25 protein-coding genes and 3 tRNA genes are annotated in these 20,681 nt (G+C 66.5%); 16 read left to right on the top strand and 12 right to left on the bottom strand.

The window, feature by feature from the left end; all coding sequences use genetic code 11:
* Positions 1–6 precede the first annotated feature (6 nt).
* Positions 7–780 carry an SDR family NAD(P)-dependent oxidoreductase gene (locus tag CEX88_RS08480; RefSeq protein WP_094293248.1) on the top strand — a complete coding sequence of 258 codons (774 nt, stop codon included), beginning with the start codon at positions 7–9 and terminating at the stop codon, positions 778–780.
* 82 nt (positions 781–862) lie between these two features.
* On the opposite strand, the gene CEX88_RS08475 is transcribed toward CEX88_RS08480, so the two are convergent.
* The gene (locus CEX88_RS08475; RefSeq protein ID WP_094293161.1) at positions 863–2,737 is read right to left on the bottom strand and encodes an alkyl/aryl-sulfatase; all 1,875 of its coding nucleotides are present in this window, start codon (positions 2,735–2,737) and stop codon (positions 863–865) included.
* Positions 2,738–2,788: 51 nt separating this feature from the next.
* Here CEX88_RS08475 and CEX88_RS08470 point away from each other — a divergent pair, with 51 nt between their 5' ends.
* On the top strand, positions 2,789–3,337 hold the full coding sequence (locus CEX88_RS08470) for a cupin domain-containing protein (protein WP_094293160.1): 549 nt from the start codon (positions 2,789–2,791) through the stop codon (positions 3,335–3,337).
* Positions 3,338–3,344: 7 nt separating this feature from the next.
* On the opposite strand, the gene CEX88_RS08465 is transcribed toward CEX88_RS08470, so the two are convergent.
* From CEX88_RS08465 to CEX88_RS08450, 4 genes are all read right to left on the bottom strand, one after another.
* On the bottom strand, positions 3,345–3,758 hold the full coding sequence (locus CEX88_RS08465) for an MmcQ/YjbR family DNA-binding protein (RefSeq protein WP_066846769.1): 414 nt from the start codon (positions 3,756–3,758) through the stop codon (positions 3,345–3,347).
* A complete protein-coding gene (locus CEX88_RS08460) occupies positions 3,751–4,254 on the bottom strand; it encodes a metallophosphoesterase family protein (RefSeq protein WP_094293159.1) in 504 nt (167 codons plus the stop codon). The genes CEX88_RS08465 and CEX88_RS08460 overlap by 8 nt, the downstream gene beginning before the upstream one ends.
* Before the next feature lie 103 nt (positions 4,255–4,357).
* Positions 4,358–4,430 (bottom strand) — tRNA-Arg (locus CEX88_RS08455).
* A gap of 45 nt (positions 4,431–4,475) precedes the next feature.
* Positions 4,476–4,567, bottom strand: a tRNA-Ser gene (locus CEX88_RS08450).
* Between the two features lie 83 nt (positions 4,568–4,650).
* Here CEX88_RS08450 and hisC point away from each other — a divergent pair.
* Together hisC and CEX88_RS08440 are read left to right on the top strand one after the other, a co-directional pair.
* Entirely contained in the window at positions 4,651–5,706 is a 1,056-nt protein-coding gene (hisC, locus tag CEX88_RS08445) for a histidinol-phosphate transaminase (protein WP_094293158.1), read from the top strand.
* On the top strand, positions 5,703–6,176 hold the full coding sequence (locus CEX88_RS08440) for a DUF4334 domain-containing protein (RefSeq protein ID WP_094293157.1): 474 nt from the start codon (positions 5,703–5,705) through the stop codon (positions 6,174–6,176). The genes hisC and CEX88_RS08440 overlap by 4 nt, the downstream gene beginning before the upstream one ends.
* 72 nt (positions 6,177–6,248) lie before the next feature.
* Here the strand turns inward: CEX88_RS08440 and CEX88_RS08435 are convergent, their stop codons facing one another.
* Entirely contained in the window at positions 6,249–6,827 is a 579-nt protein-coding gene (locus CEX88_RS08435) for a TIGR03086 family metal-binding protein (RefSeq protein ID WP_094293156.1), read from the bottom strand.
* 40 nt (positions 6,828–6,867) lie between these two features.
* Between CEX88_RS08435 and CEX88_RS08430 the strand changes: the two genes are divergently transcribed.
* The 4 genes from CEX88_RS08430 (at position 6,868) to CEX88_RS08415 (ending at position 9,915) form a co-directional block, all read left to right on the top strand.
* Entirely contained in the window at positions 6,868–7,302 is a 435-nt protein-coding gene (locus CEX88_RS08430) for a hypothetical protein (protein WP_064394903.1), read from the top strand.
* 31 nt (positions 7,303–7,333) lie between these two features.
* Complete coding sequence (locus CEX88_RS08425) at positions 7,334–8,149, top strand: crotonase/enoyl-CoA hydratase family protein (RefSeq protein WP_064425871.1); 816 nt, start codon at positions 7,334–7,336, stop codon at positions 8,147–8,149.
* A gap of 152 nt (positions 8,150–8,301) precedes the next feature.
* Positions 8,302–9,402, top strand: coding sequence for a type III polyketide synthase (locus CEX88_RS08420; RefSeq protein WP_202931410.1), 1,101 nt, complete (start codon positions 8,302–8,304; stop codon positions 9,400–9,402).
* A gap of 12 nt (positions 9,403–9,414) precedes the next feature.
* The gene (locus CEX88_RS08415) at positions 9,415–9,915 is read left to right on the top strand and encodes an isoprenylcysteine carboxyl methyltransferase family protein (protein ID WP_066847154.1); all 501 of its coding nucleotides are present in this window, start codon (positions 9,415–9,417) and stop codon (positions 9,913–9,915) included.
* Between the two features lie 15 nt (positions 9,916–9,930).
* On the opposite strand, the gene CEX88_RS08410 is transcribed toward CEX88_RS08415, so the two are convergent.
* Complete coding sequence (locus tag CEX88_RS08410) at positions 9,931–10,842, bottom strand: NAD-dependent epimerase/dehydratase family protein (RefSeq protein ID WP_094293155.1); 912 nt, start codon at positions 10,840–10,842, stop codon at positions 9,931–9,933.
* Positions 10,842–11,252, bottom strand: a complete 411-nt coding sequence (locus CEX88_RS08405; protein ID WP_066846750.1) for a hypothetical protein — start codon at positions 11,250–11,252, stop codon at positions 10,842–10,844. The genes CEX88_RS08410 and CEX88_RS08405 overlap by 1 nt, the downstream gene beginning before the upstream one ends.
* 43 nt (positions 11,253–11,295) lie before the next feature.
* Between CEX88_RS08405 and pdxR the strand changes: the two genes are divergently transcribed.
* Entirely contained in the window at positions 11,296–12,693 is a 1,398-nt protein-coding gene (gene pdxR / locus CEX88_RS08400) for a MocR-like pyridoxine biosynthesis transcription factor PdxR (RefSeq protein WP_238381999.1), read from the top strand.
* A 1-nt stretch (position 12,694) separates the two neighbouring features.
* Here pdxR and CEX88_RS08395 read toward each other — a convergent pair.
* Together CEX88_RS08395 and CEX88_RS08390 are read right to left on the bottom strand one after the other, a co-directional pair.
* Positions 12,695–12,781 (bottom strand) — tRNA-Ser (locus CEX88_RS08395).
* A gap of 48 nt (positions 12,782–12,829) precedes the next feature.
* Positions 12,830–13,342 (bottom strand): MarR family winged helix-turn-helix transcriptional regulator, encoded by a 513-nt coding sequence (locus CEX88_RS08390; RefSeq protein ID WP_066847150.1) that lies wholly within the window; start codon positions 13,340–13,342, stop codon positions 12,830–12,832.
* Between the two features lie 78 nt (positions 13,343–13,420).
* Between CEX88_RS08390 and CEX88_RS08385 the strand changes: the two genes are divergently transcribed.
* A complete protein-coding gene (locus tag CEX88_RS08385; protein WP_066846747.1) occupies positions 13,421–14,395 on the top strand; it encodes an NAD(P)H-quinone oxidoreductase in 975 nt (324 codons plus the stop codon).
* A gap of 8 nt (positions 14,396–14,403) precedes the next feature.
* Here CEX88_RS08385 and CEX88_RS08380 read toward each other — a convergent pair whose 3' ends face one another.
* A complete protein-coding gene (locus CEX88_RS08380) occupies positions 14,404–15,600 on the bottom strand; it encodes a cysteine desulfurase-like protein (protein ID WP_094293154.1) in 1,197 nt (398 codons plus the stop codon).
* A 413-nt stretch (positions 15,601–16,013) separates the two neighbouring features.
* Here CEX88_RS08380 and CEX88_RS08375 point away from each other — a divergent pair, with 413 nt between their 5' ends.
* From CEX88_RS08375 to wzm, 4 genes are read left to right on the top strand one after another with little or no spacing between them, the layout of a single operon-like run.
* Positions 16,014–16,520 (top strand): bacterial proteasome activator family protein, encoded by a 507-nt coding sequence (locus CEX88_RS08375; protein ID WP_094293153.1) that lies wholly within the window; start codon positions 16,014–16,016, stop codon positions 16,518–16,520.
* A 9-nt stretch (positions 16,521–16,529) separates the two neighbouring features.
* Positions 16,530–17,321 (top strand): galactan export ABC transporter ATP-binding subunit Wzt/RfbE, encoded by a 792-nt coding sequence (wzt, locus tag CEX88_RS08370; RefSeq protein WP_066846730.1) that lies wholly within the window; start codon positions 16,530–16,532, stop codon positions 17,319–17,321.
* The gene (gene glfT1 / locus CEX88_RS08365) at positions 17,318–18,253 is read left to right on the top strand and encodes a galactofuranosyltransferase GlfT1 (protein WP_094293152.1); all 936 of its coding nucleotides are present in this window, start codon (positions 17,318–17,320) and stop codon (positions 18,251–18,253) included. The genes wzt and glfT1 overlap by 4 nt, the downstream gene beginning before the upstream one ends.
* A complete protein-coding gene (wzm, locus tag CEX88_RS08360) occupies positions 18,250–19,080 on the top strand; it encodes a galactan export ABC transporter permease subunit Wzm/RfbD (RefSeq protein WP_094293151.1) in 831 nt (276 codons plus the stop codon). Before glfT1 ends, wzm begins: the two co-directional genes overlap by 4 nt.
* A gap of 15 nt (positions 19,081–19,095) precedes the next feature.
* Here wzm and CEX88_RS08355 read toward each other — a convergent pair whose 3' ends face one another.
* On the bottom strand, positions 19,096–19,641 hold the full coding sequence (locus CEX88_RS08355) for a methyltransferase family protein (protein WP_094293150.1): 546 nt from the start codon (positions 19,639–19,641) through the stop codon (positions 19,096–19,098).
* A gap of 91 nt (positions 19,642–19,732) precedes the next feature.
* Between CEX88_RS08355 and CEX88_RS08350 the strand changes: the two genes are divergently transcribed.
* Positions 19,733–20,335 carry a TetR/AcrR family transcriptional regulator gene (locus tag CEX88_RS08350; protein WP_094293149.1) on the top strand — a complete coding sequence of 201 codons (603 nt, stop codon included), beginning with the start codon at positions 19,733–19,735 and terminating at the stop codon, positions 20,333–20,335.
* Between the two features lie 26 nt (positions 20,336–20,361).
* Positions 20,362–20,679 carry a TFIIB-type zinc ribbon-containing protein gene (locus CEX88_RS08345; protein WP_064394864.1) on the top strand — a complete coding sequence of 106 codons (318 nt, stop codon included), beginning with the start codon at positions 20,362–20,364 and terminating at the stop codon, positions 20,677–20,679.
* Positions 20,680–20,681: the final 2 nt, after the last annotated feature.

The raw sequence follows: 20,681 nt of genomic DNA, 5'->3' as shown, positions 1-20,681 counted from the left end.
ATGGCCATGGGTGCCGACAAGGATTTCGCGACCGAGCTCTTCGACCTCTCCGACCGCGTCGTGCTGGTCACCGGCGGAAGCCGGGGGCTTGGCAAGCAGATGGCTTTCGCCGCTGCGCGGTGCGGCGCGGACGTGGTGATCGCCAGCCGCAAGTACGACTCGTGTGTGGCGACGGCCGAAGAGATCGCCTCGGCGACCGGCCGCGCCGCGCTGCCCTACCAGGTGCACGTCGGGCGCTGGGATGAGCTCGACGGATTGGTCGACGCGGCCTACGCACGGTTCGGCAAGGTCGATGTGCTCGTCAACAACGCGGGGATGTCGCCGCTCTACGAGTCGCTTCCCTCGGTTACGGAGAAGCTGTTCGACTCGGTGATCAATTTGAACCTGAAGGGCCCGTTCCGGTTGTCGACGCTGGTCGGTGAGCGCATGGTCGCCGATGGCGGCGGCTCGATCATCAACGTGAGTTCGAGCGGTTCGCGCCGGCCCCGCCCCGAGCAGCTCCCCTACTCGGCGGCCAAGGCGGGGCTCAATGCGCTGACCGAGGGTCTGGCGCTGGCGTACGGCCCGACGGTGCGGGTCAACACGCTGATGCCGGGCCCGTTCCTCACCGACATCAGCAAGGCCTGGGATATCCCCGCTACTCAGAAGGGCGCGCAGCACTTCGCGTTGCAGCGGCTGGGTGAGCCACCCGAGATCGTCGGTGCCGCACTGTATCTGATGTCGGACGCGTCGAGCTACACATCGGGTTCGATCATCCGCGTCGATGGCGGCATGCCTTGACCGTCTTCCGCCGAACGTGGGTTACCCGCACGCCCCGACGCCGGCAAGCGTGCATCGACCCCACACTCGGCGGGGGATGCGGCTAGGGCGTGACGATGTTGAAGGCCGGGTCGGGCCGGTCCAGCACACCGATCAGCGACTGCAGGGCGCCGGTGTCGCCGGAGATGTCCAAGCCCGGTGAGCTGTCGTCACCGGCCGCGAGCGCCAGCAGCCGCAGCTTGGTGGCCACTTTGACAGTCACCTGAGCCGATTGGTCGGCGGCCATCTTGCGGTGCACAAGCACGCCGTTGCGCAGCGTCAAACGGTAATTGGCGTCGGCGTCGAGGAAGGTGACGTCGACGGCGATGTCGAGATCCCATGCCCGCGGGCCGTTCACGCTGATCGCGAGCGCATCGAAAATCTGCTCGGGGGCCAGTTGCATCACCAACGACGTCGACGCCGTCTGGGTCGGGGTGCCGAAGTTGCCGTCGCGAAGTTCGGTCGCTCCGGAGAGAAAGAAGTTGCGCCACACCGCGTTCTCCGCGCCGTAGGCCAACTGTTCGAGTGTGTCGGCGTAGAGTTCGCGAGCGGCGCCGTGATGCTCGTCGGCGAACATTGCATGGTCTAAGAGCGTTGCTGCCCAACGGTAGTCGCCCTGCTCGAAGGCCTTGCGCGCGACGTCGACCACGCTGTCCAGGCCACCCATCGCCTCGACGTAGCGAGGGCCTGCGGCTTCCGGCGGATGCGCCCACAACCGTCCCGGGTTGCCGTCGAACCAGCCCATGTAGCGCTGATAGACCGCCTTGACGTTGTGGCTGACCGAGCCGTAGTAGCCGTGTGCGTGCCACGCGTTCTGCAACGCAGGCGGCAGCGCGAAGTCCTCGGCGATCTCGATGCCGGTGAACCCCTGGTTGAGTTGGCGCAGCGTCTGGTCGTGCAAGTACGCGTACAGATCCCGTTGCAGCGACAGATATTCGACGATGTTGTCCCGACCCCAGGTCGGCCAGTGATGTGACGCGAACACGACGTCGGTGCGGTCGGTGAACGTGTCGATTGCCTCGGTCAGGTAGCCGGCCCATCCGTGCGGGTCACGCACCAGCGCGCCGCGCAGTGTCAGCAAGTTGTGCAGGTTGTGGGTGGCGTTCTCGGCCATGCACAGCGCGCGGAACTTCGGGAAGTAGAAGTGCATCTCGGCGGGCGCCTCGGTGCCCGGCGCCATCTGGAACTCGATCTCGACGCCGTCGACGGTGTGGGTCTCGCCGGTCTGACGGATGTCGACCGTCGGAACGATCAGCGCCACTTCACCCGTCGACGTCACCTGTCCCAGCCCGCATCCCACCTGCCCCTGCGGTCCGCGCGTCAGCAGTGCGCCGTACATGTAGCTGGCTCTACGGCTCATCGCGGTGCCCGCGTACACGTTCTCCTGCACGGCGTGCTCGGTGAAGTGCTCGGGCGCGATGATCGCGACGCGGCCCGCGTCCACGTCGGCCTGTGAGGTGACGCCCAGGACGCCGCCGAAATGGTCGACGTGGCTGTGGGTATAGATAACCGCTGGGACGGCTCGATCCCCGCGGTGTTCGCGGTAGAGCGCCAGCGCCGCCGCGGCGGTCTCCGTGGAGATCAACGGGTCGATGACGATCACACCGGCGTCGCCCTCGACGAAGGTGATGTTGGACAGGTCGAATCCGCGCACCTGGTAGATGCCCTCGACCACTTCGTAGAGGCCCTGTTTGGCGCATAACCGGCTCTGCCGCCACAAGCTGGGATGCACCGACGGCGGCGCGTCCGCATCAAGGAACGAGTACGTGTCGTTGTCCCAGACCACCCGGCCGTCGGCCGCCTTGATCACACAGGGATCCAAAGCCGCGATGAACCCGCGGTTGGCGTTGTCGAAGTCCGCGGTGTCATCGAACGGCAGGGCCGTGAGGTGCTCGCGGTGTGCGGACTCGATGACGCCGGTGGGGGGTTTCTGCTGCATGGCGACACGATATTCATCCCCACGTCGGCGCGGGGCTGGTTCACTGACCCCATGCAAGTACGCCGAGTGGTGACCGGTCACGATTCGTCCGGAAAGTCCGTCTTCGTCAGCGACGACAGCGTCGCACCGATTCAGACGAAGTTGATGCCGGGCTTCGAGAACCATCTGCTGTGGGGTAGCGACCAGACGTGCCGGTTCCCCGACGACGGTTCGATGCCCCAGTGGCACAACTACTTTCCGCCTGTCGGTGGTTTTCGGTTCGCGATGCTGACGCTGCCGCCGTCGCACGGCGCCCAGGCTCCGGAGGCCCTCGACATCGACGAGGCGATGGCCGAGATGGAGGACAAGCTGCCGGGAATGCTCGGCTACATGGACTACACGGACCCGGGCATGCACACCACGGACACCGTCGACTTCGAGGTGGTGCTCGAGGGCACCGTCGTGCTCGAACTCGACGACGGTGCCGAAGTGACCCTGCAAGCGGGCGATACCGTCGTGCAGAACGGGACGCGGCACCGCTGGAAGAACCCCGGCGACACACCGGCCCGGATGGCCGTGTTCATCTGCGGCGCCGAGCACGCGAACGTCCCGCCGAAGTAGCTTCCCGTCAGCCCTGGTGCTCGGCCAACCACCGATCGGCCCGGCGTTTCGAAGCGCGCGAGAGCCACGCGTCCTGGACGAGTTCGGTCAGTTCGACCTTCCCGATCTCCCGTAACCTGCTGGCGCGCACCAGAACCGAGGGATGGCCCTCGAAGCGGTCGGTGGTGAAGAACGGCGAGTCGGGATCTTGGACGAGCGCCAGCTTGTCCATCTCCGATTCCACCCAGATCATGATCACGTCGGCGTAGCGTTCGCCGGTCTCCGGATCCTCGGCGTCAGGCTGAGGAGTGCGGAAGAACACGAACGACTTGCCGCCAACCTGGTAGATCGGGTTGCCCTTGGGGCCCTCGATGCGCTTGACGTGCGGCATCGAAGCAGCGATCGCATGGACGTCGGCGACCCGCGCCGGCCGGTCACGCACGGCGTTCCAAGGCGTGCAGGATGACGTTGGTGAGCGAGCTGTTGCGCACGGTGGCCGTCATGTACGTGCAATGGGGCTGGCGCCGCCGGTCGGTCGGCGAACCCGGGTTCAGCAGTCGCAGACCGGTTTTCGTCGTCGTATCCCACGGGATGTGACTGTGGCCGAATATCAGCACGTCGGTGTCCGGGTAGGCCTTGGCCATGCGGGCCTCGCGGCCGGTCGCCGCACCGGTCTCGTGGACGACGGTGAAGCGCAGGCCGCCGAGTGTGACATCGGCTCGTTCGGGCAGTCGGCGGCGCAGTTCGGCGCCGTCGTTGTTGCCCCAGCACGCGACGAGCCGCTTGGCGCGAGCCTCGAGCGCATCGAGCAACGACGGCTCCACCCAGTCGCCTGCATGTACGACGACGTCTGCCTTCGTCACTTCGTCCCACACCCGCGTGGGCAGGTCCTTGGCGCGCTTGGGAACGTGAGTATCGGCGATCAACAACAGCCGCATGGCTGCCAATCTAGTGGCGCCGACAACGCCGCCGAACTGAGGCTGTGCGCGATATCCGGCCTGAAGCTCGAACACAGCTTCAGAGTCGGCGGCAGAGAAAAAGCGCGCCCGAAGGGATTCGAACCCCTAACCTTCTGATCCGTAGTCAGATGCTCTATCCGTTGAGCTACGGGCGCATGGTCTTTCTTCAGTGTTCAATTGTGCGGCTGACGGGTCAGCCGTGGCGGAGGCGAGAGGATTTGAACCTCCGGTCGCCTTTGAGGGCGACAACTCATTAGCAGTGAGCCCCATTCGGCCGCTCTGGCACGCCTCCCGACGATTACCGCCGATCCGACAGCGTACACATGGGCTACCGCGCGAGGCAAAGCGCATTCGGCCGACCCATAAACTGGTGCAGTGACCGTCCGGCTGCGTCCCGAACTGGCTGATCTGCCCGCCTACACCCCCGGCAGGACCGTTCCCGGCGCAATCAAGATCGCCAGCAACGAGACCGTGTATCCGCCGCTTCCGAGCGTGCGGGCCGCGATCTCGGACGCCGTCGGGAACATCAACCGCTACCCGGACAACGGCTACGTCGAGCTCCGCGAGCGACTCGCCAAACACGTCAACTTCGCCCCCGAGCACATCTCGGTGGGCTGCGGGTCGGTCAGCCTGTGTCAGCAGTTGATCCAGATCACCTCGACCGTCGGCGACGAGGTGCTGTTCGGTTGGCGCAGCTTCGAGATCTACCCGCTGCAGGTGCGAACGGCGGGGGCCACACCCGTGCCGGTGCCGCTGACCGACCACACGCACGACCTCGACGCCATGCTGGCCGCGATTACCGACCGCACCCGGCTGATCTTCGTGTGCAATCCGAACAACCCGACGGGCACCGTCGTGGCGCCCGACGCGCTCGCCCGCTTCGTCGCCGCGGTCCCGCCGCACATCGCGATCGCGCTGGACGAGGCCTACGTCGAGTACATCCGCGAGCCGATGGTGCCCGACAGCCTGGGTCTGGTTCGTGCCCATCCCAACCTCGTTGTGTTACGAACGTTTTCGAAGGCCTACGGCCTGGCGGGTCTGCGGGTCGGTTACGCCGTGGGCGACCCGGACCTGATCACCGCGATCGGGAAGGTCTACGTGCCGTTCACCGCGACCAGCGTCTCGCAGGCCGCCGCGATCGCATCCCTTGACGCCGCCGACGAACTGCTCGAGCGCACCGACACCGTCGTCGCCGAACGCGCCCGGGTCACCGCGGAACTGCGCGCAGTCGGCTACACCGTGCCCGACTCGCAGGCCAACTTCGTCTGGCTCCCCTTGCCCGGGCAGGCCCAGCAGTTCGCCGAGGCATCGGCGCACAACCGCATCATCGTGCGGCCCTACGGCGACGACGGAGTACGCGTCACCGTCGCCGCGACCCACGAGAACGACGCGTTCCTCGATTTCGCCCGACAATGGATTGGACAGTCATGAGCGACGCCCGCGAGATCTTCACCGAGCTCAAGGAGCGCACCGGCACCATCTCCGACGCCGAACTCGACGAGTTCTGGGCGACGCTTACGCCCGCCACCATCGACTTCATGATCGGCGAGTGGAAGGGCGGCGAATTCCACACCGGCCACAAGGCCAACGGGTTCATGGAGCGGCTCAACTGGTTCGGCAAGACCTTCCACTCCGCCACCGACGCCAAACCTCTGGTGTGCCTGGACGCCGACGGCAACAAGTTCTCCAACACCGATGCGATGAAGGGTGAGGCCAGCCTGTGGATGGAGGAGTTCCGCGGCGAGGTGACGGCCTCGATGGTCTACGACGGCGCGCCCGTGCACGATCACTTCAAGGTCGTCGGCGAGAACGCCGTCGTCGGCATCATGAACGGCAAGGGCGCGCTCGACACCAGCTCCGGTACACCCCGGCACCTGTACTTCTACCTCGAGCGGCTGTAGCGCTCGCGAGATGAACAGCAGGGGGGTAAGGGGCAGCGGATCCACAGCCCTGGTGTACGTCTCGCGAAACGGCTAGGCCTGCCGACCGGTGTAGGCAAGCAACCGGGTCAGCGCCCCGGCGTCGGCGGGCACGTCGATCGGATCGTCGAAACCGGCGTTGACCCGGCCCTCCGGCGTGATGATCCTGCGCGCCAGCCCCAGCACGTAATCTGACAACGACTCGGGGGCGTTGACGTCGCGCCCGACCGCCGCCGCGTAATCCCACGCGTGCACCAGAAACTCGATCGACAGCACGCCGACCATCATCCGAGCCGGCACGTCGTTCCCGCCGAAGTCCACGGTGCCGTCCAGCCCCCGCCGTCGCCAGGCGTCCAGCGCTGAGCGCGCCGCGAACACCACCTGCTGCTCGATCGGCGCGTCGCGGTCGCGTTCGGTGAACTCCGCACCCGCCATGGCGCCGATCGTGGTGATGGAATTCAGCAGGTGGTCCGTCAACGCTGCGACGTCGAACTCCCGGCACGGCGTCTGCTTGTGCAGATCGCCGTCGGCGACGCCGTGCAGCACGTGCTGCAACACGGCGAACGACTTCTCCGCGCTGCGCAGTTCGTCGGTCGGCGGCGATTCGGGTCCGGCACGCAAGTCGTCGGGCATGACGCCACGCTACGTCGCCGATGGGCATATCGTTGCCGTGATGAAAACGCACGTGCGAGTGGCGGCAGTGGCGCTGGTTCTCGTGGGGGTCGCGACGGGATGCCAGCGCACCACGGAGGGCTCCGTCGCGATGACCACCGAGCCGGGGCCGCCGTTGACCTCCCCGGCGCGGCCGACGTCGCCGTCGATTCCGGGGCTGCCCGACATCGGGCTTCCCGACATTCCCCTGCCCACACGCAACACCGACGTCCCGGTCGTCCCCGCGCCGCCGAACGCCTTGTCCATGCAGTGCTCGGAGTACAACGGGCTCGACGAGGCGACCCAGGTCGCGGTGATCCGCGAGATCCTCAACCAGGAGGGCAACCCGCTCGGTCCCGACGGGGAGGGCATAGGCCAGATGCTGGTCGACGCCGCCTGCCAGTTCCTGCCCAGCGCCACCGTGAACGAGGTGCTCCTGGGCAAGCCGCCGCCGTGACCTGCGCCGTGACGAACTAGCGTGTTGCCCCATGGGCGAGACCTACGAATCCGTCACCGTTGACATCTCCGATCACGTCGCGCGGGTGACGCTGATCGGGCCAGGCAAGGGCAACGCCATGGGCCCGGCGTTCTGGGCCGAGTTGCCCGAGGTGTTCGGGACGCTCGACGCCGATCCGGAGGTGCGCGCGATCGTGCTGACCGGCTCGGGCCGCAACTTCAGCTACGGGCTCGACCTGGCCGCGATGGGAGCGACCATGCCCGGCCGCGATGCCGGCGCCAAGGGCCGCCTTGGATTCCACACCACGCTGACGAAGATGCAGGGCGCGATCAACGCGGTCGCCGACTGCCGCACCCCCACCATCGCCTCGGTGCACGGCTGGTGCATCGGCGGCGGCGTGGACCTGATCAGCGCCGTGGACATCCGCTACGCCAGCGCCGACGCAAAGTTCTCCGTCCGCGAGGTGAAGCTGGCGATCGTCGCCGACGTGGGCTCGCTGGCGCGGCTGCCTCTGATCCTGTCCGACGGGCACCTTCGCGAACTGACGCTGACGGGCAAGGACATCGACGCCGCCCGCGCCGAAAAGATCGGTTTGGTCAACGACGTCTACGACGACGCCGATGCCTCGCTTGCAGCGGCGCACGCCACGGCCGCCGAGATCGCCGCCAACCCGCCGCTGACGGTTCACGGCATCAAGGACGTGCTCGATCAGCAGCGCATCGCCCGGGTGTCGGAGAGCTTGCGCTATGTGGCCGCGTGGAATTCGGCGTTCCTGCCATCGAAGGATCTGGGTGAGGCGGTGACCGCGATGTTCGAGAAGCGCCCGCCGAAGTTCACCGGCGAATAGCGTTGATTCCCAGCACATTCCCACCGCGTTCCCGGCTCACTTTCAGGAATCGGTAGTACCGAATCCCTTCTAGCGCAATAGATTTCAGCGACATTGCTGTGCGATGCGTCACCATGGGCACCATTTCTGGCTGCAGCGGCGTTCTGCACGACATGACAGATACAACAGATTTCGCGTCGCTCGATCGCGGCGCGATCCAACGAATCAGTGCACCCCGAATCGAGGGCACCGCGGTGGCGTTCACCTCGAATCGCTACGAACAAAGTGACGTCGCTTCGATGCTCACCGGCATCGGCGGCCCGGAGTTCCTCCGGTTCGCGCAGAGCAGTGGTGTGCAGAGCCGCAGTCTCTCGCTTTCGCTGTCTCGCTACCCGAAGTTGTCGGGCTTCACCGAGGCGAACAACGTCTACATCGAGGTGGCTGTCGACCTCGGGGAGCGGGCCGTGCGGTCCGCGCTCGAGGCGGCACACGTCGCACCGGATGAAGTCGACGCCATCGTGTTCGTGTCGAGCACCGGCGTCGCTGTGCCCACCGTCGACGCTCGGGTGGCATCCCGGATCGGGTTGCGACCAGACGTCAAGCGGATTCCGTTGTTCGGATTGGGTTGTGTCGCAGGCGCAGCCGGCATGTCACGCGTGCACGACTACCTGAGGGGCTTTCCCTCCGACATCGCGGTCCTGCTGTCCGTCGAACTGTGCTCGCTCACGTTGCAACGCAACGACACGTCGATCCCCGCGCTGATAGGTGCCTGCCTGTTCGGCGACGGCGCGGCGGCGGTCGTGGTCTCGGGCGCAGACCGCATTCCTCCGACGATCGCGCACGCGCCCGCGCTGCTTGCGACCAGGAGCCGGCTGTTTCCGGACACGGTCGACGTCATGGGGTGGAATGTCAGCTCAAATGGCTTCGGGCTGGTGATGTCTCGTGAAGTCCCGCACATGGCGGCGAACTACCTCGAGGAAGAGGTCACTGGGTTCCTCGGTGACCACGGCCTTGAGGTGGGCGACATCGCCGCGTGGATCTGCCATCCCGGCGGTCCGAAGGTGCTGGATGCGATCGACAACGCGATCGGCCTGCCGCCGGAAGCCAACATTCACAGCCGAAACTCGATGCGGGAGAACGGGAACTTCTCGTCGGCGTCGGTGCTCGATGTACTGCACCGCACGCTCGCATCGCCACCCGCCCCAGGATCGTTCGGTGTGTTGCTGGCGATGGGTCCGGGCTTCAGCTTCGAGCTGCTCCTGCTGAAGTGGTGAGGAACCGACATGGTGTACTACCTGTTCATCCTCGCGATCGGACTGGAACGACTGGTCGAGTTGGTGGTGTCACGGCGCAACACGCGGTGGTCTCTTGCCAACGGCGGCAAGGAATTCGGCCAGGGCCACTATCCGGTGATGGTCGGCATGCACACGCTGCTGCTCGCGTCGTGTGTCACCGAGGTGGCGGTCCTGCACAGACCGTTCATCCCCCTGCTGGGATGGCCGATGGTGGCCATCGTATGCGCGAGCACCGCGCTGCGGTGGTGGTGCGTCGCGGTGTTGGGCAGACGGTGGAACCCCCGGCTCATCGTGATCCCGGGAACGCCGCTCGTGCACCGCGGCCCGTATCGGTGGCTGCACCACCCGAACTACACCGCGGTGGTGGTCGAGGTCGCGGCCCTGCCGCTGGTCCACTCGGCGTGGCTGACCGCGGTCGTCTTCACCGCCGCCAACGCCCTGGTGCTCAACGTCCGCATCCGGGCCGAGAACGCCGCGCTCGGGTACGGGTGAGTCAGGGCCGAGGAGTCAGCGGCGGGGAACCGGGGTCCAACCGAGTTCGGTCCTGGCCTTGGCGTTCGACAGCGGAAGCCAGGTATCCCCGAACGCGGTGACGCCGTAGGGCGCGGCGAGTTTGACCGCCGCACGCGGGATTCGCAGCTGTCGAGGCCGCCCGAGCTTCTCGCCCAGCTCCCGGATGTAGCCGTTGAACGACTGCGGCCGGTCGTCGACGATGTTGTAGATCTCGCCGCCCCGTCCGTGGTCGAGCGCGGCCGCAGTGGCCCTCGCGACGTCGTCGATGTGGATCCAGGACACGATGCCGTTACCACCCATGTCCAGCGCCAGGCGGAATCGCGCCATCCGCGCGAACAACTCGTCGTGCGGCACACCCGGGCCGTAGAAAGCGCCGTAGCGCAACACGATTCCCTCGGTGTCACTGTGTCTACGTGAAGCCAGGACCTTCTGCTCCATCCCGCGCAGCGCGGCCAGCATCGCCTCTCCGCCACGCGGGGCCGGTCCGGGGTAGGGATCGCTCTCGTCCAGCAACGCCGGACCGGTCGTCGGATAGCCGTAGGCAAACATCACGGATTCGGCGACGACGCGTCGGACGCCGGCCCGCTGCGCCGCGGCCAGCAGGTTCGCCGCACCGGTCCCCCACAGTTTTCTTGCGGGCTCAAAGTCGCTGACCCGCATCGGTCCCCGCTTCGGCAGCGTGGTCAACAGCGAAACCACCACCTCCGGACCGATATCGGCGACCGCTTTGTCGATATCGTCGCCGTCGAACACGTCGGCGACCACGGGCCTGGCCCCCGCAGCCGTGATCGCGCCCGTCCTGTTCGGCGACCGCGTCAGCCCGACGACCTCGTGGCCTCGGGCGCGGAGTTCACGCAGCAGCGGGACACCGGGCACGCTCGTCGCGCCGGCAACAAGTACTCGCATCACGGCCTCCTATCGGCGATGACGCTGGCGCGCAACGCGATCGCCAGGATCACGGTGGTGAACACCAGACCGCCGGCCTCCAGCCACCCGATCCAGTCACCCGCACCGTGGTGCGGGTCGATGATGTGGCTGAGCGAGTGCAGCGCCCAGTGCAGCGTCGCGAATGCCAGGGCCGGAGTGCGCCACCGCGTCCACCGTACCGCGGCGAGCAGCATGAGCCCCTGCGGCACTTCGAACGTGGCGACGTCGAAGATGAAGTGGTCGTTGCGCGTACCGAAGTTGCCGAGCGTGTCGAAGAACGCGCCGGGGGCGAACATCATGAACAGCCCCACGGACAAGGCGTAGAGCCCGAAGACGATGAGCGTCACCTCGACAAACCCCGCCCTTGTGCGCGTCGGTGTCGATGTCATACGGTCACGCTAGTTCGCCACTGGCCTCAAGATAGGCACCACTTTGACAGCGAGATCGGGTACCACTTCGGGTCCGGAGCTGCTGCTGGAACTCGACCGCGACGCCAACGGTCCGCTGCACCGCCAACTGGCTGACGGGTTGCGGACGGCCATCCGGACGGGCCGCCTCACGCCGGGCACCCGCCTGCCGTCCAGTCGCCTGCTCGCCACCGACCTGGGAGTGTCCCGTCGGCTCGTGGTCGATGCCTACAGTCAACTCGTCGCCGAAGGGTTCCTGCACAGCAGGCACGGGTCGGGCACCGTGGTCGCCACGGTGGACACCGTCGACCGGCCTTCCCGCGGTGAGGCCGGGCCGACGGCTCGCTACGACATCGACTTCCTGCCGGGGTCGCCGGATCTGCACAGCTTCCCTCGCGACGCTTGGCTGCGGGCGCTGAAGCAGGGCCTGGCCGAGATCGGCGCGGATGCATTCGGTTACGTGGCGCCTCAGGGGCTGTTCACCACGCGGGTTGCGGTGGCCGACTATCTGCGACGCGTCCGCGGTGTGCTCGCCGAACCGCAACACATCGTGCTGTGCTCCGGAGCGACACAGGCCATCGCGTTGCTCGCGCGGTCATTGCCGACATCCTCACTGGCCATGGAGGACCCCGGATTCTGGCTGCACCGAATGGTGCTGCGTAACAACGGTATCGAACCGGTTCCTGTTCCGGTCGACGAAGACGGGCTCGATGTCGGCGCGCTGGCGGCCAGCGGTGCCGACGCAGTGCTGGCCACCCCCGCGCACCAGTCCCCGACCGGGGTCGTCCTTTCGGCCCTGCGGCGCACTGAGCTGACGGACTGGGTCCGAGCCGGCCATCTGGTGATCGAGGACGACTACGACGCCGAATACCGCTACGACCGGGCACCCGTCGGCGCGTTGCAGGGAATCGCACCCGACCGCGTCGTCTACGTCGGCTCGACCAGCAAGACCCTGGCGCCCGGTCTTCGCATCGGCTGGATGGTGCTGCCCGCACATCTCGTCGGCCCGGTCAAAGTGGCCAAAGGTCTTGCGGACACCGGAAGTTCGGTGATGGACCAGTTGGCGTTCGCGCAGTTGCTGGGATCGGGCGGATACGACAGGCATCTGCGCCAGATGCGTCGCCGATACCTGACCCGCCGCAATGCTCTGCTGGGGGCCCTGGGCCGACACCTACCGCAAGCGACCGTCCTCGGCGCCGCGGCCGGTGTCCACCTGACGGTGCGCTTCCCCGACCGATTCCCGATCGACGACCTCGTACGGCTGGCCGCCGAACGGCGCGTGCGGGTCGAACCGCTCGCACCGTGCTACGCCGACCCGGCATCGGCGCCACCGGGCCTGCTCCTCGGCTACGCCAACCTCACTGAGTCCCAGATCGATTCGGGCGTGCGGGTGTTGGCGCGCATCGCGCACCGCATGTCATGAGCGGTGGCGGAGGGATTTGAACCCCCGGACGGTGTTAGCCGTCTCTCGCTTTCAAGGCGAGTGCATTAGGCCGCTCTGCCACGCCACCGCCGACAAGAGTACGGGGCGGCTCACACCGTCGCGACGGGGAATCCCCTCAGACGCGGCCGAGCTTGGCGTTCATCGACCCGTTCTTGAGTCCGACGCTGATCCGCCTGCAGTTCTCACCGATCGCCGCGACCTGGGGCCGCGACAGCCGGTCGAGAAAGTGCGCCCGCACGCTCTCGCCGTAGGTGACCATCGCGTCGCGTACCGCAGTCCGCCCGTCGTCGGTGATGCTGGCGAGCACACCACGGCCGTCGTCGGGGCTGGCCCCCCGGCGCACCAGGCCCTGCATCTCCAGGCGACGGATCTGCCGGGTGACCCGGCTCGGCAACGACATCAAGCCCTCGGCGAGATCGCCCATGCGGGCCGATCCCGTCGGTGACTTATCCAGGATGTCGAGCAACCTGACGTCGTTGAGCGTCAGATGATGCTTATCCACCAGCGACCGATTCAAGGTCGCATACAGCCGGAGCGCGGCATCCAAAAAATTTTGCCAGGACCGCTGCTCCGCGATGTCCAGCCCCGGCATATCCCCCGCGGTACGACCCGCAATAATCCCCTCCATGCGGTCATAGTAAACGGCCATCACATTGCTGGCGACTAATTCGTGAGACTGTCGACGCAGGCTAGTAGCGTTATCCGGATGCATGCAATCGTCGCCGGCCCGGAGGGTCGATTGACCTGGCAAGAGGTTCCCGACATCACGCCGGACGAGGGCGAAATTCTGATCAAGGTCGCCTCTGCCGGCATCAATCGGGCCGACCTTTTGCAGGCCGTGGGCAAATACCCGCCGCCGCCGGGCGCCAGTGAAATCCTCGGCCTCGAAGTCTCGGGAACGGTCGCGGCGGTCGGCGAAAAGACTTCCGATTGGGCGGTCGGACAACAGGTCTGCGCGTTGCTGGCGGGCGGGGGCTACGCCGAGTATGTGGCCGTGCCGGCCGGGCAGGTGATGGCGGTTCCGGACTCCGTGTCGCTGCACGAAGCAGCCGGTTTACCCGAGGTGGCCTGCACCGTGTGGTCGAACCTGGTGATGACCGTGGGCTTGACGGCGGGCCAGCTCGTCCTCATCCACGGGGGTGCCAGCGGCATCGGCACCCACGCGATCCAGGTGGCCCGCGCGCTCGGCTGCCGCGTGGCGGTGACCGCCGGGTCGGCCCACAAGCTGGACCTGTGCGCCGAACTCGGGGCCGAGGTGACGATCAACTACCGCGACGAGGACTTCGTCGAACGCGTCAGGGCCGAGGGCGGCGCCGACGTGATCCTCGACATCATGGGCGCGGCCTACCTCGACCGCAACATCGATGCGCTCGCCAACGACGGGCGAGTGGTGATCATCGGGATGCAGGGCGGTGTGAAGGCCGAACTCAACATCGGCAAGCTGCTCGGCAAGCGCGCGGGCGTCATCGCCACCGCTCTTCGCGCGCGCCCGGTGAGCGGCAAGGGGAGCAAGAGCGACGTCGTCGCCGAGGTGGTGGCCAACGTGTGGCCGATGATCGAGCGCGGTGAGGTTGGTCCGATCATCGGTGCCGAGTACCCGGTGCAGGAAGCCGGGGCGGCGCATGAGCTGCTGCAGTCGGGCGAGGTGTCGGGGAAAGTGCTTCTGCGCGTAACGGATTAGCGCTGCCGTCAGCCCAGCGAAGCGAGCGCGCGCACCAGCTGATCGACCTCGGCGGTGGTGGTGTAGTGCGCCAGTCCCACCGTCACCGCGCCGCCGATGTCGTTGACGCCGATCACGTCCAGCACGCGCGAACTCGCATTCGATATCGCCAGGATGCCGTTGTCGGCCAGGCGCTGAACCACCCGCTCCGCGGGGACGCCGTTGACCGCGAAACTGAGTACGGGGATTCGCGATTCGGGCGCACCGATGACCATCACCGTCGACAGCGACCGCAGCGAGATCAGCAGATAGTCGAAAAGCCTGCTCATATAGGCGTTCGCGGAGTGCATCGAGATCGCGAGGCGTTCGCGGCGCGTACCGCGCGCGTTCTCGTCCAGGGAGGCAAGGTACTCGATGCTGGCCACCACTCCGGCAAGCAGACCGAACTGGTGCGCGCCGACTTCGAGCCGCGCCGCTCCGCTTGCGTCCGGATCCAGCGATACCGAACCGAAGGAGCCGATGAGCGCCGGATCGCGAAAGACCAGGGCTCCGATGGGCGGACCGCCCCACGCCAATGCGTTGACCGCCACCACGTCCGCGTCGATCTCGTCGATGTCGATCAACTGGTAGGGCGCGGCCGCGGAGTGGTCGACGACCACCAGTGCGCCCTGATCGTGTGCCAGTTTCGTCACCGCGCGCAGGTCGGTCACGGTACCCAAAGTCGAAGAGGCAGAAGTGATTGCGACCAAGCGGGTCGGCTTGGTGACCAGGCTCTCCCATTGCCAGCTGGGCAGTTCGCCGGTCTCGATGTCGACCTCGGCCCACTTCACCTTGGCGCCATAGCGATTCGCGGCGCGCAGCCATGGCGCGATGTTCGCCTCGTCATCCAGACGGGTGACCACCACTTCGTAGCCGAGGCCGACACGCGACGACGACGCGTCCGCCAGCGAGGTCAGCAGGATCGCCCGGTCGGCGCCCAGAACCACACCGCGGGGATCGGCGTTGACCAGATCGGCCACGGCCAGCCGCGCGGCCTCCAGCACTGCGGCGCTGCGCTGCGCCGAGGGGTGCGGACCGACCGGGGTGGCCATCGACCCGCGGAACGCCGTGGACACAGCTCGGCCGACGGTGTCGGGCAACAACATGCCGTGCCCGGCGTCGAAACGCACCCACCCGTCGCCCAGAGACGGGTGCAAACCACGCACCCGGGCGACGTCGTATGCCATGCCAGCCCACCTTCGAGCGTCCGTGAGTTCGCGAACCCACACGATTCTGGCCGATACTCGGCCCGACCCGCCATGTCGGACTGGGTCTGCTGGGCAGCCATACTAGTCCAGTGACCTTGGCATTCGGAGTGCTAAACCCGTTGTCGTTGCTGGTCACGTCTGCCACATCGCCAGAACGCGGCCTCAAGTTAACCCGCCTGGTTATTCGCCATGGTGGCCGCCGATGAACCGTTTGCTGGATTGCCGAAGTTGTTTGAGCGACCGGTTTGCGGTCACCGACCGGGGTTCGCCTGTGCGCAGCGTGCGGACCGTCCCGTGCACGACCCGACTAGTGTCGCTAGTTGGTTCGCGGTCGAGGGCATCGCGAGGCTTGCGCGACGAATGCCGTGGAGATTAGAGGGAACGCAGGGAGTATGACCGACGACGACAACATCGAGATCATCAGCGGAGCCGACACCGGAGCCGAGACCGACGAGGAAAAGGACGGCAGGTCGCTGACCGACCTCGTCGAGCAACCGGCGAAGGTGATGCGGATCGGCACCATGATCAAGCAGCTCCTCGAGGAGGTGCGCGCAGCTCCGCTCGACGAGGCCAGCCGCAACCGGCTCCGGGAGATCCACCGCACGAGCATCACCGAACTCGAAGACGGCCTGGCCCCCGAGCTGCGCGACGAGCTCGAGCGGCTCACGCTGCCGTTCACCGAAGAGGCCGTACCCTCGGATGCCGAGCTGCGTATCGCGCAGGCCCAGCTGGTGGGCTGGCTGGAGGGCCTGTTCCACGGCATCCAGACCGCGCTGTTCGCCCAGCAGATGGCGGCACGGCAGCAGCTGGAGCAGATGCGGGGCCAAGGCGCGCTGCCACCGGGAGTGGCGATGCGCGGCGGCGGTCCGTCGCATCCGGGGACCGGGCAGTACCTGTAGGGGCATGCGTTGGTCCCACATATCGAGACCCGCAACGCGTGGGTGGAGTTCCCGATCTTCGATGCGAAGTCACGCTCGCTGAAGAAGGCGTTCCTCGGTAAGGCCGGCGGCGCGATCGGCCGCAACGACTCCAACGTCGTGGTCATCGAGGCGCTGCGGGACATCACCATGTCGCTGGAACTCGGCGACCGGGTGGGTCTGGTGGGGCACAACGGTGCGGGCAAGTCGACGCTGCTGCGCCTGCTGTCGGGTATCTACGAGCCCACCCGGGGGGTGGCGACCGTGAGCGGCCGGGTGGCGCCGGTGTTCGACCTCGGCGTCGGGATGGACCCGGAGATCTCCGGCTTCGAGAACATCATCATCCGCGGCCTGTTCCTGGGACAGACGCGCAAGCAGATGACGGCCAAGATCGACGAGATCGCCGAGTTCACCGAGCTCGGGGACTACCTGTCGATGCCGTTGCGCACCTACTCGACCGGTATGCGCGTGCGTCTGGCGATGGGCGTGGTGACCAGCATCGACCCCGAGATCCTGCTGCTCGACGAGGGTATCGGCGCGGTGGACGCCGAGTTCCTGAAGAAGGCGCAGACCCGGTTGGCCGAACTCGTCGCGCGCTCCGGGATCCTGGTGTTCGCCAGCCACTCCAACGAGTTTCTGGCCCGGCTGTGCAACACCGCGATGTGGATCGACCACGGCACGATCAAGATGACCGGCGGCATCGAGGACGTCGTGCGTGCCTATGAAGGCGAGGACGCCGCCCGGCATGTCCGGGAAGTGCTCGAAGAGACGCGACAGGGATGACGGCCGACGAGGGCTTGCCCGAGGAGCCAACCAGCTCCGTCATCTGCGCGGTGGTGGTCACCCATCGTCGTCCCGACGACCTGGCGAAGTCACTGGAGTCGGTGTCGGCCCAGACCCGCGCGCCCGACCACCTGATCGTCGTCGACAACGACGACGATTCCCGCGTCGCCGAACTGGTTGCCGGACAACCCATCCCCACCACCTACCTCGGATCACGCCGGAACCTCGGCGGCGCGGGCGGTTTCGCGTTGGGCATACTGCATGCTCTGGCGCTCGGCGCGGACTGGGTGTGGTTGGCCGACGACGACGGCCGCCCGGCCGACTCGGAGGTGCTGGGCACGCTGATCGAATGCGCCGCCCGCCACGGACTTGCCGAGGTGTCGCCGATGGTCTGCGATATGGACGATCCCGGGCGGCTGGCCTTTCCCCTGCGTCGTGGACTAGTGTGGCGTCGCCGTGTCGACGAGTTACGCACCGGATCCGGTTCAGATCTGTTGCCGGGCATCGCATCACTGTTTAACGGCGCGCTGTTCGCCGCGACGACGCTGGAGGCGACGGGCGTGCCTGATCTGCGCCTGTTCGTCCGGGGCGACGAGACCGAAATACACCGCAGGCTGGTGCGCTCCGGGTTACCGTTCGGCACCTGCCTCGACGCGGTGTACCTGCATCCGCAGGGCGGTGACGAGTTCAAACCGATCCTCGGCGGCAGAATGCACACGCAGTTCCCTGACGACACCCGCAAACGTTTCTTCACCTACCGCAACCGCGGATATCTGTTGTCCCAGCCGGGGCTGCGTCGTCTGCAGTTGCAGGAGTGGGCGCGCTTCGGTTGGTTCTTTCTGGTGTCGCGCCGCGACCCCGCCGGGTTGATGGAGTGGATCCGGTTGCGGCGCATGGGCCGCAAGGAGAGGTTCGGGAGGCTTCAGCCGTGACGTTCACCGACGCCGCTGCGCAGTCGAAGACCATGCGCCGGGCCTGGGGCGACCTGGTTGAGGGCTTCGGGAAGCACGAACTGTGGTTGCATCTCGGCTGGCAGGACATCAAACAGCGCTACCGCCGCTCGGTTCTCGGCCCGTTCTGGATCACGATCGCCACCGGTGCCACCGCGGTCGCCATGGGTCTGCTCTACTCCAAACTGTTCAAACTCGAGCTCTCCGAACATCTTCCGTACGTCACCCTCGGTCTGATCGTATGGAACCTGATCAACGCGGCGATCCTGGAGGGCGCCGACGTGTTCGTCGCCAACGAGGGGTTGATCAAACAGCTGCCGACACCGCTGTCGGTGCACGTCTACCGGCTGGTGTGGCGACAGATGATTCTGTTCGCCCACAACATGATCATCTTCGTGATCATCGCGATGATCTATCCCAAGCCGTGGAAGTGGACGGACCTGGCGGTCATCCCCGCGCTGGGTCTGATCGTGCTCAACTGCATCTGGGTGGCGTTGTGCTTCGGCATCCTGGCCACCCGCTACCGCGACATCAGCCCGCTGCTGGTCAGCCTGGTGCAGCTGCTGTTCTTCATGACCCCGATCATCTGGAACGAGTCCACCCTGCGACAGCAGGGTGCCGAGCAGTACACCAAGATCGTCGAGCTCAATCCGCTGCTGCACTATCTCGACATCGTGCGGGCCCCGCTGCTCGGCGCCGACCAGGAACTGCGCCACTGGGTAGTGGTGATCGTGCTGACCGTGGTCGGCTGGACCTTCGCGGCGTTCGCCATGCGGCAGTACCGCGGCCGTGTCGCCTATTGGGTGTAGCTTCCTGGCGGGTTGCTAAGTGCTGACCGGCTTTCCCGAGTTCGTCTGCCCACCGGAAAGCGGTTCCCATGCGCGTACCCGCGGGATCCAGCGCGGCACGTGGCGGCGGTACTGGTCGTAATCGCCGCCGAACCGCCGGCGCAAGTGAGGTTCCTCCACGGTGCGGATCGCGATCAGCACCGCAGTGAAGAAGAACACGAACCACGCGAACAACCAGGGTGACGACCAGACGACCGCCGTGCCGAGCTGAATGCAGAACACCGCGGTCATCATCGGGTTGCGCACGTGCCGGTAAGGCCCTGTCACAACGAGTTTCACCGGCGAGCCGATGGCCAACGTGCCGTCGCCGATGCGGTCGAACAGCACAACCGTCCACGCCAGCATGAACAGACCGAACGCGATCAGCGCACCCCCCACGAGGGCCAACACGAGCCCGCGCGGCGTGCCGAGGTCGGGAACCCCGACGTCGGCGAGGATGCCGATCGTGACGGGAATGAACACCGTCATCATCGCCGGTGCGAGAAGTACCGAAAGTAGATGCCGCCACCAGAGCCGTCGCATCGCCGAACCTCCTTGTTCAACACTTGCTGAAGAATGATGCTACGCCCGGCTCACAACAAAGATCAACACTTGTTGAACTACGCTTCTCAGCATGGCGGAACGTGGCAGGACCGGCCGCTGGCGTACCGGCCAGGAGAGCAGGAAGCGGGTCATCGAGGCGGCTCGCGAGCACTTCATGCGCGGCTACGAGCAGGCAACCGTGCGCCAGATCGCCGCCGACGCCGGCGTCGACGTAGCCATGGTCTACTACTTCTTCGGTAACAAGGAGGGGCTGTTCACCGCATCAGTGCTCGACATTCCCGAGCATCCGCTGCACCAGCTTCCGCTGCTGCTCGACGAGGGCCACGACCAGATCGGGGCCCGACTGGTTAGGGCGTTCCTGGTGCGATGGGACGCCGGTGACACCTTCGAGCCTCTGTTGACGGTCTGGCGGTCGGCAGACATCCAGCCGCTGGCCCGCAAGCTGCTCCACGACACCCTGGCCGGCCCCGTCGCCGAGCGCGTTGCCAGCGAGTTCGGTGTGGACGACGCGGTGCTGCGGGTCGAATTGGTCACGGTGCATCTCATGGGCTTGGCCTTCGCGCGGTATCAACTGCGCATCGAACCGATCGCGTCCACGTCGATCGACGACTTGGTGGCGTGGATTGGCCCGACAGTTCAGCGATATCTGACGGGTTCAGTCGGCGGAACCTGAGAGGTGCCCGCGGCCGTTATGCGGATATGAGCATCCCGCCATATCAGCCGCCGTCGTCCACGCCGTCCGCACCGACGGGCACGCTGACCTGCCCGAAGTGTGCAGGCTCGATGCGGACCTACGAACGCAACGGCATCCACTTGGAGCAGTGCGACACCTGTCGCGGCATCTTCCTCGACTTCGGCGAGCTCGAGTCGCTGACTCAGATGGAGAACCGGTTCGTCCAGGCCGCACCGCCTCCGCCGCCTGCCCAGCCGGGATACGGATACGGTCCGGGCTGGGGCCATCGCGGCAACAAGTACTACCGCAAGCAGGGTTTCGGCCGGCTGTTCTTCTCCAGCTAGCC

The organism is Mycobacterium neumannii, from assembly GCF_002245615.1.
GTDB lineage: Bacteria > Actinomycetota > Actinomycetes > Mycobacteriales > Mycobacteriaceae > Mycobacterium > Mycobacterium neumannii_A.
The sequence above is the reverse complement of the archived record's forward strand: the minus strand, read 5'-3'. Positions and strand labels throughout refer to the sequence as shown.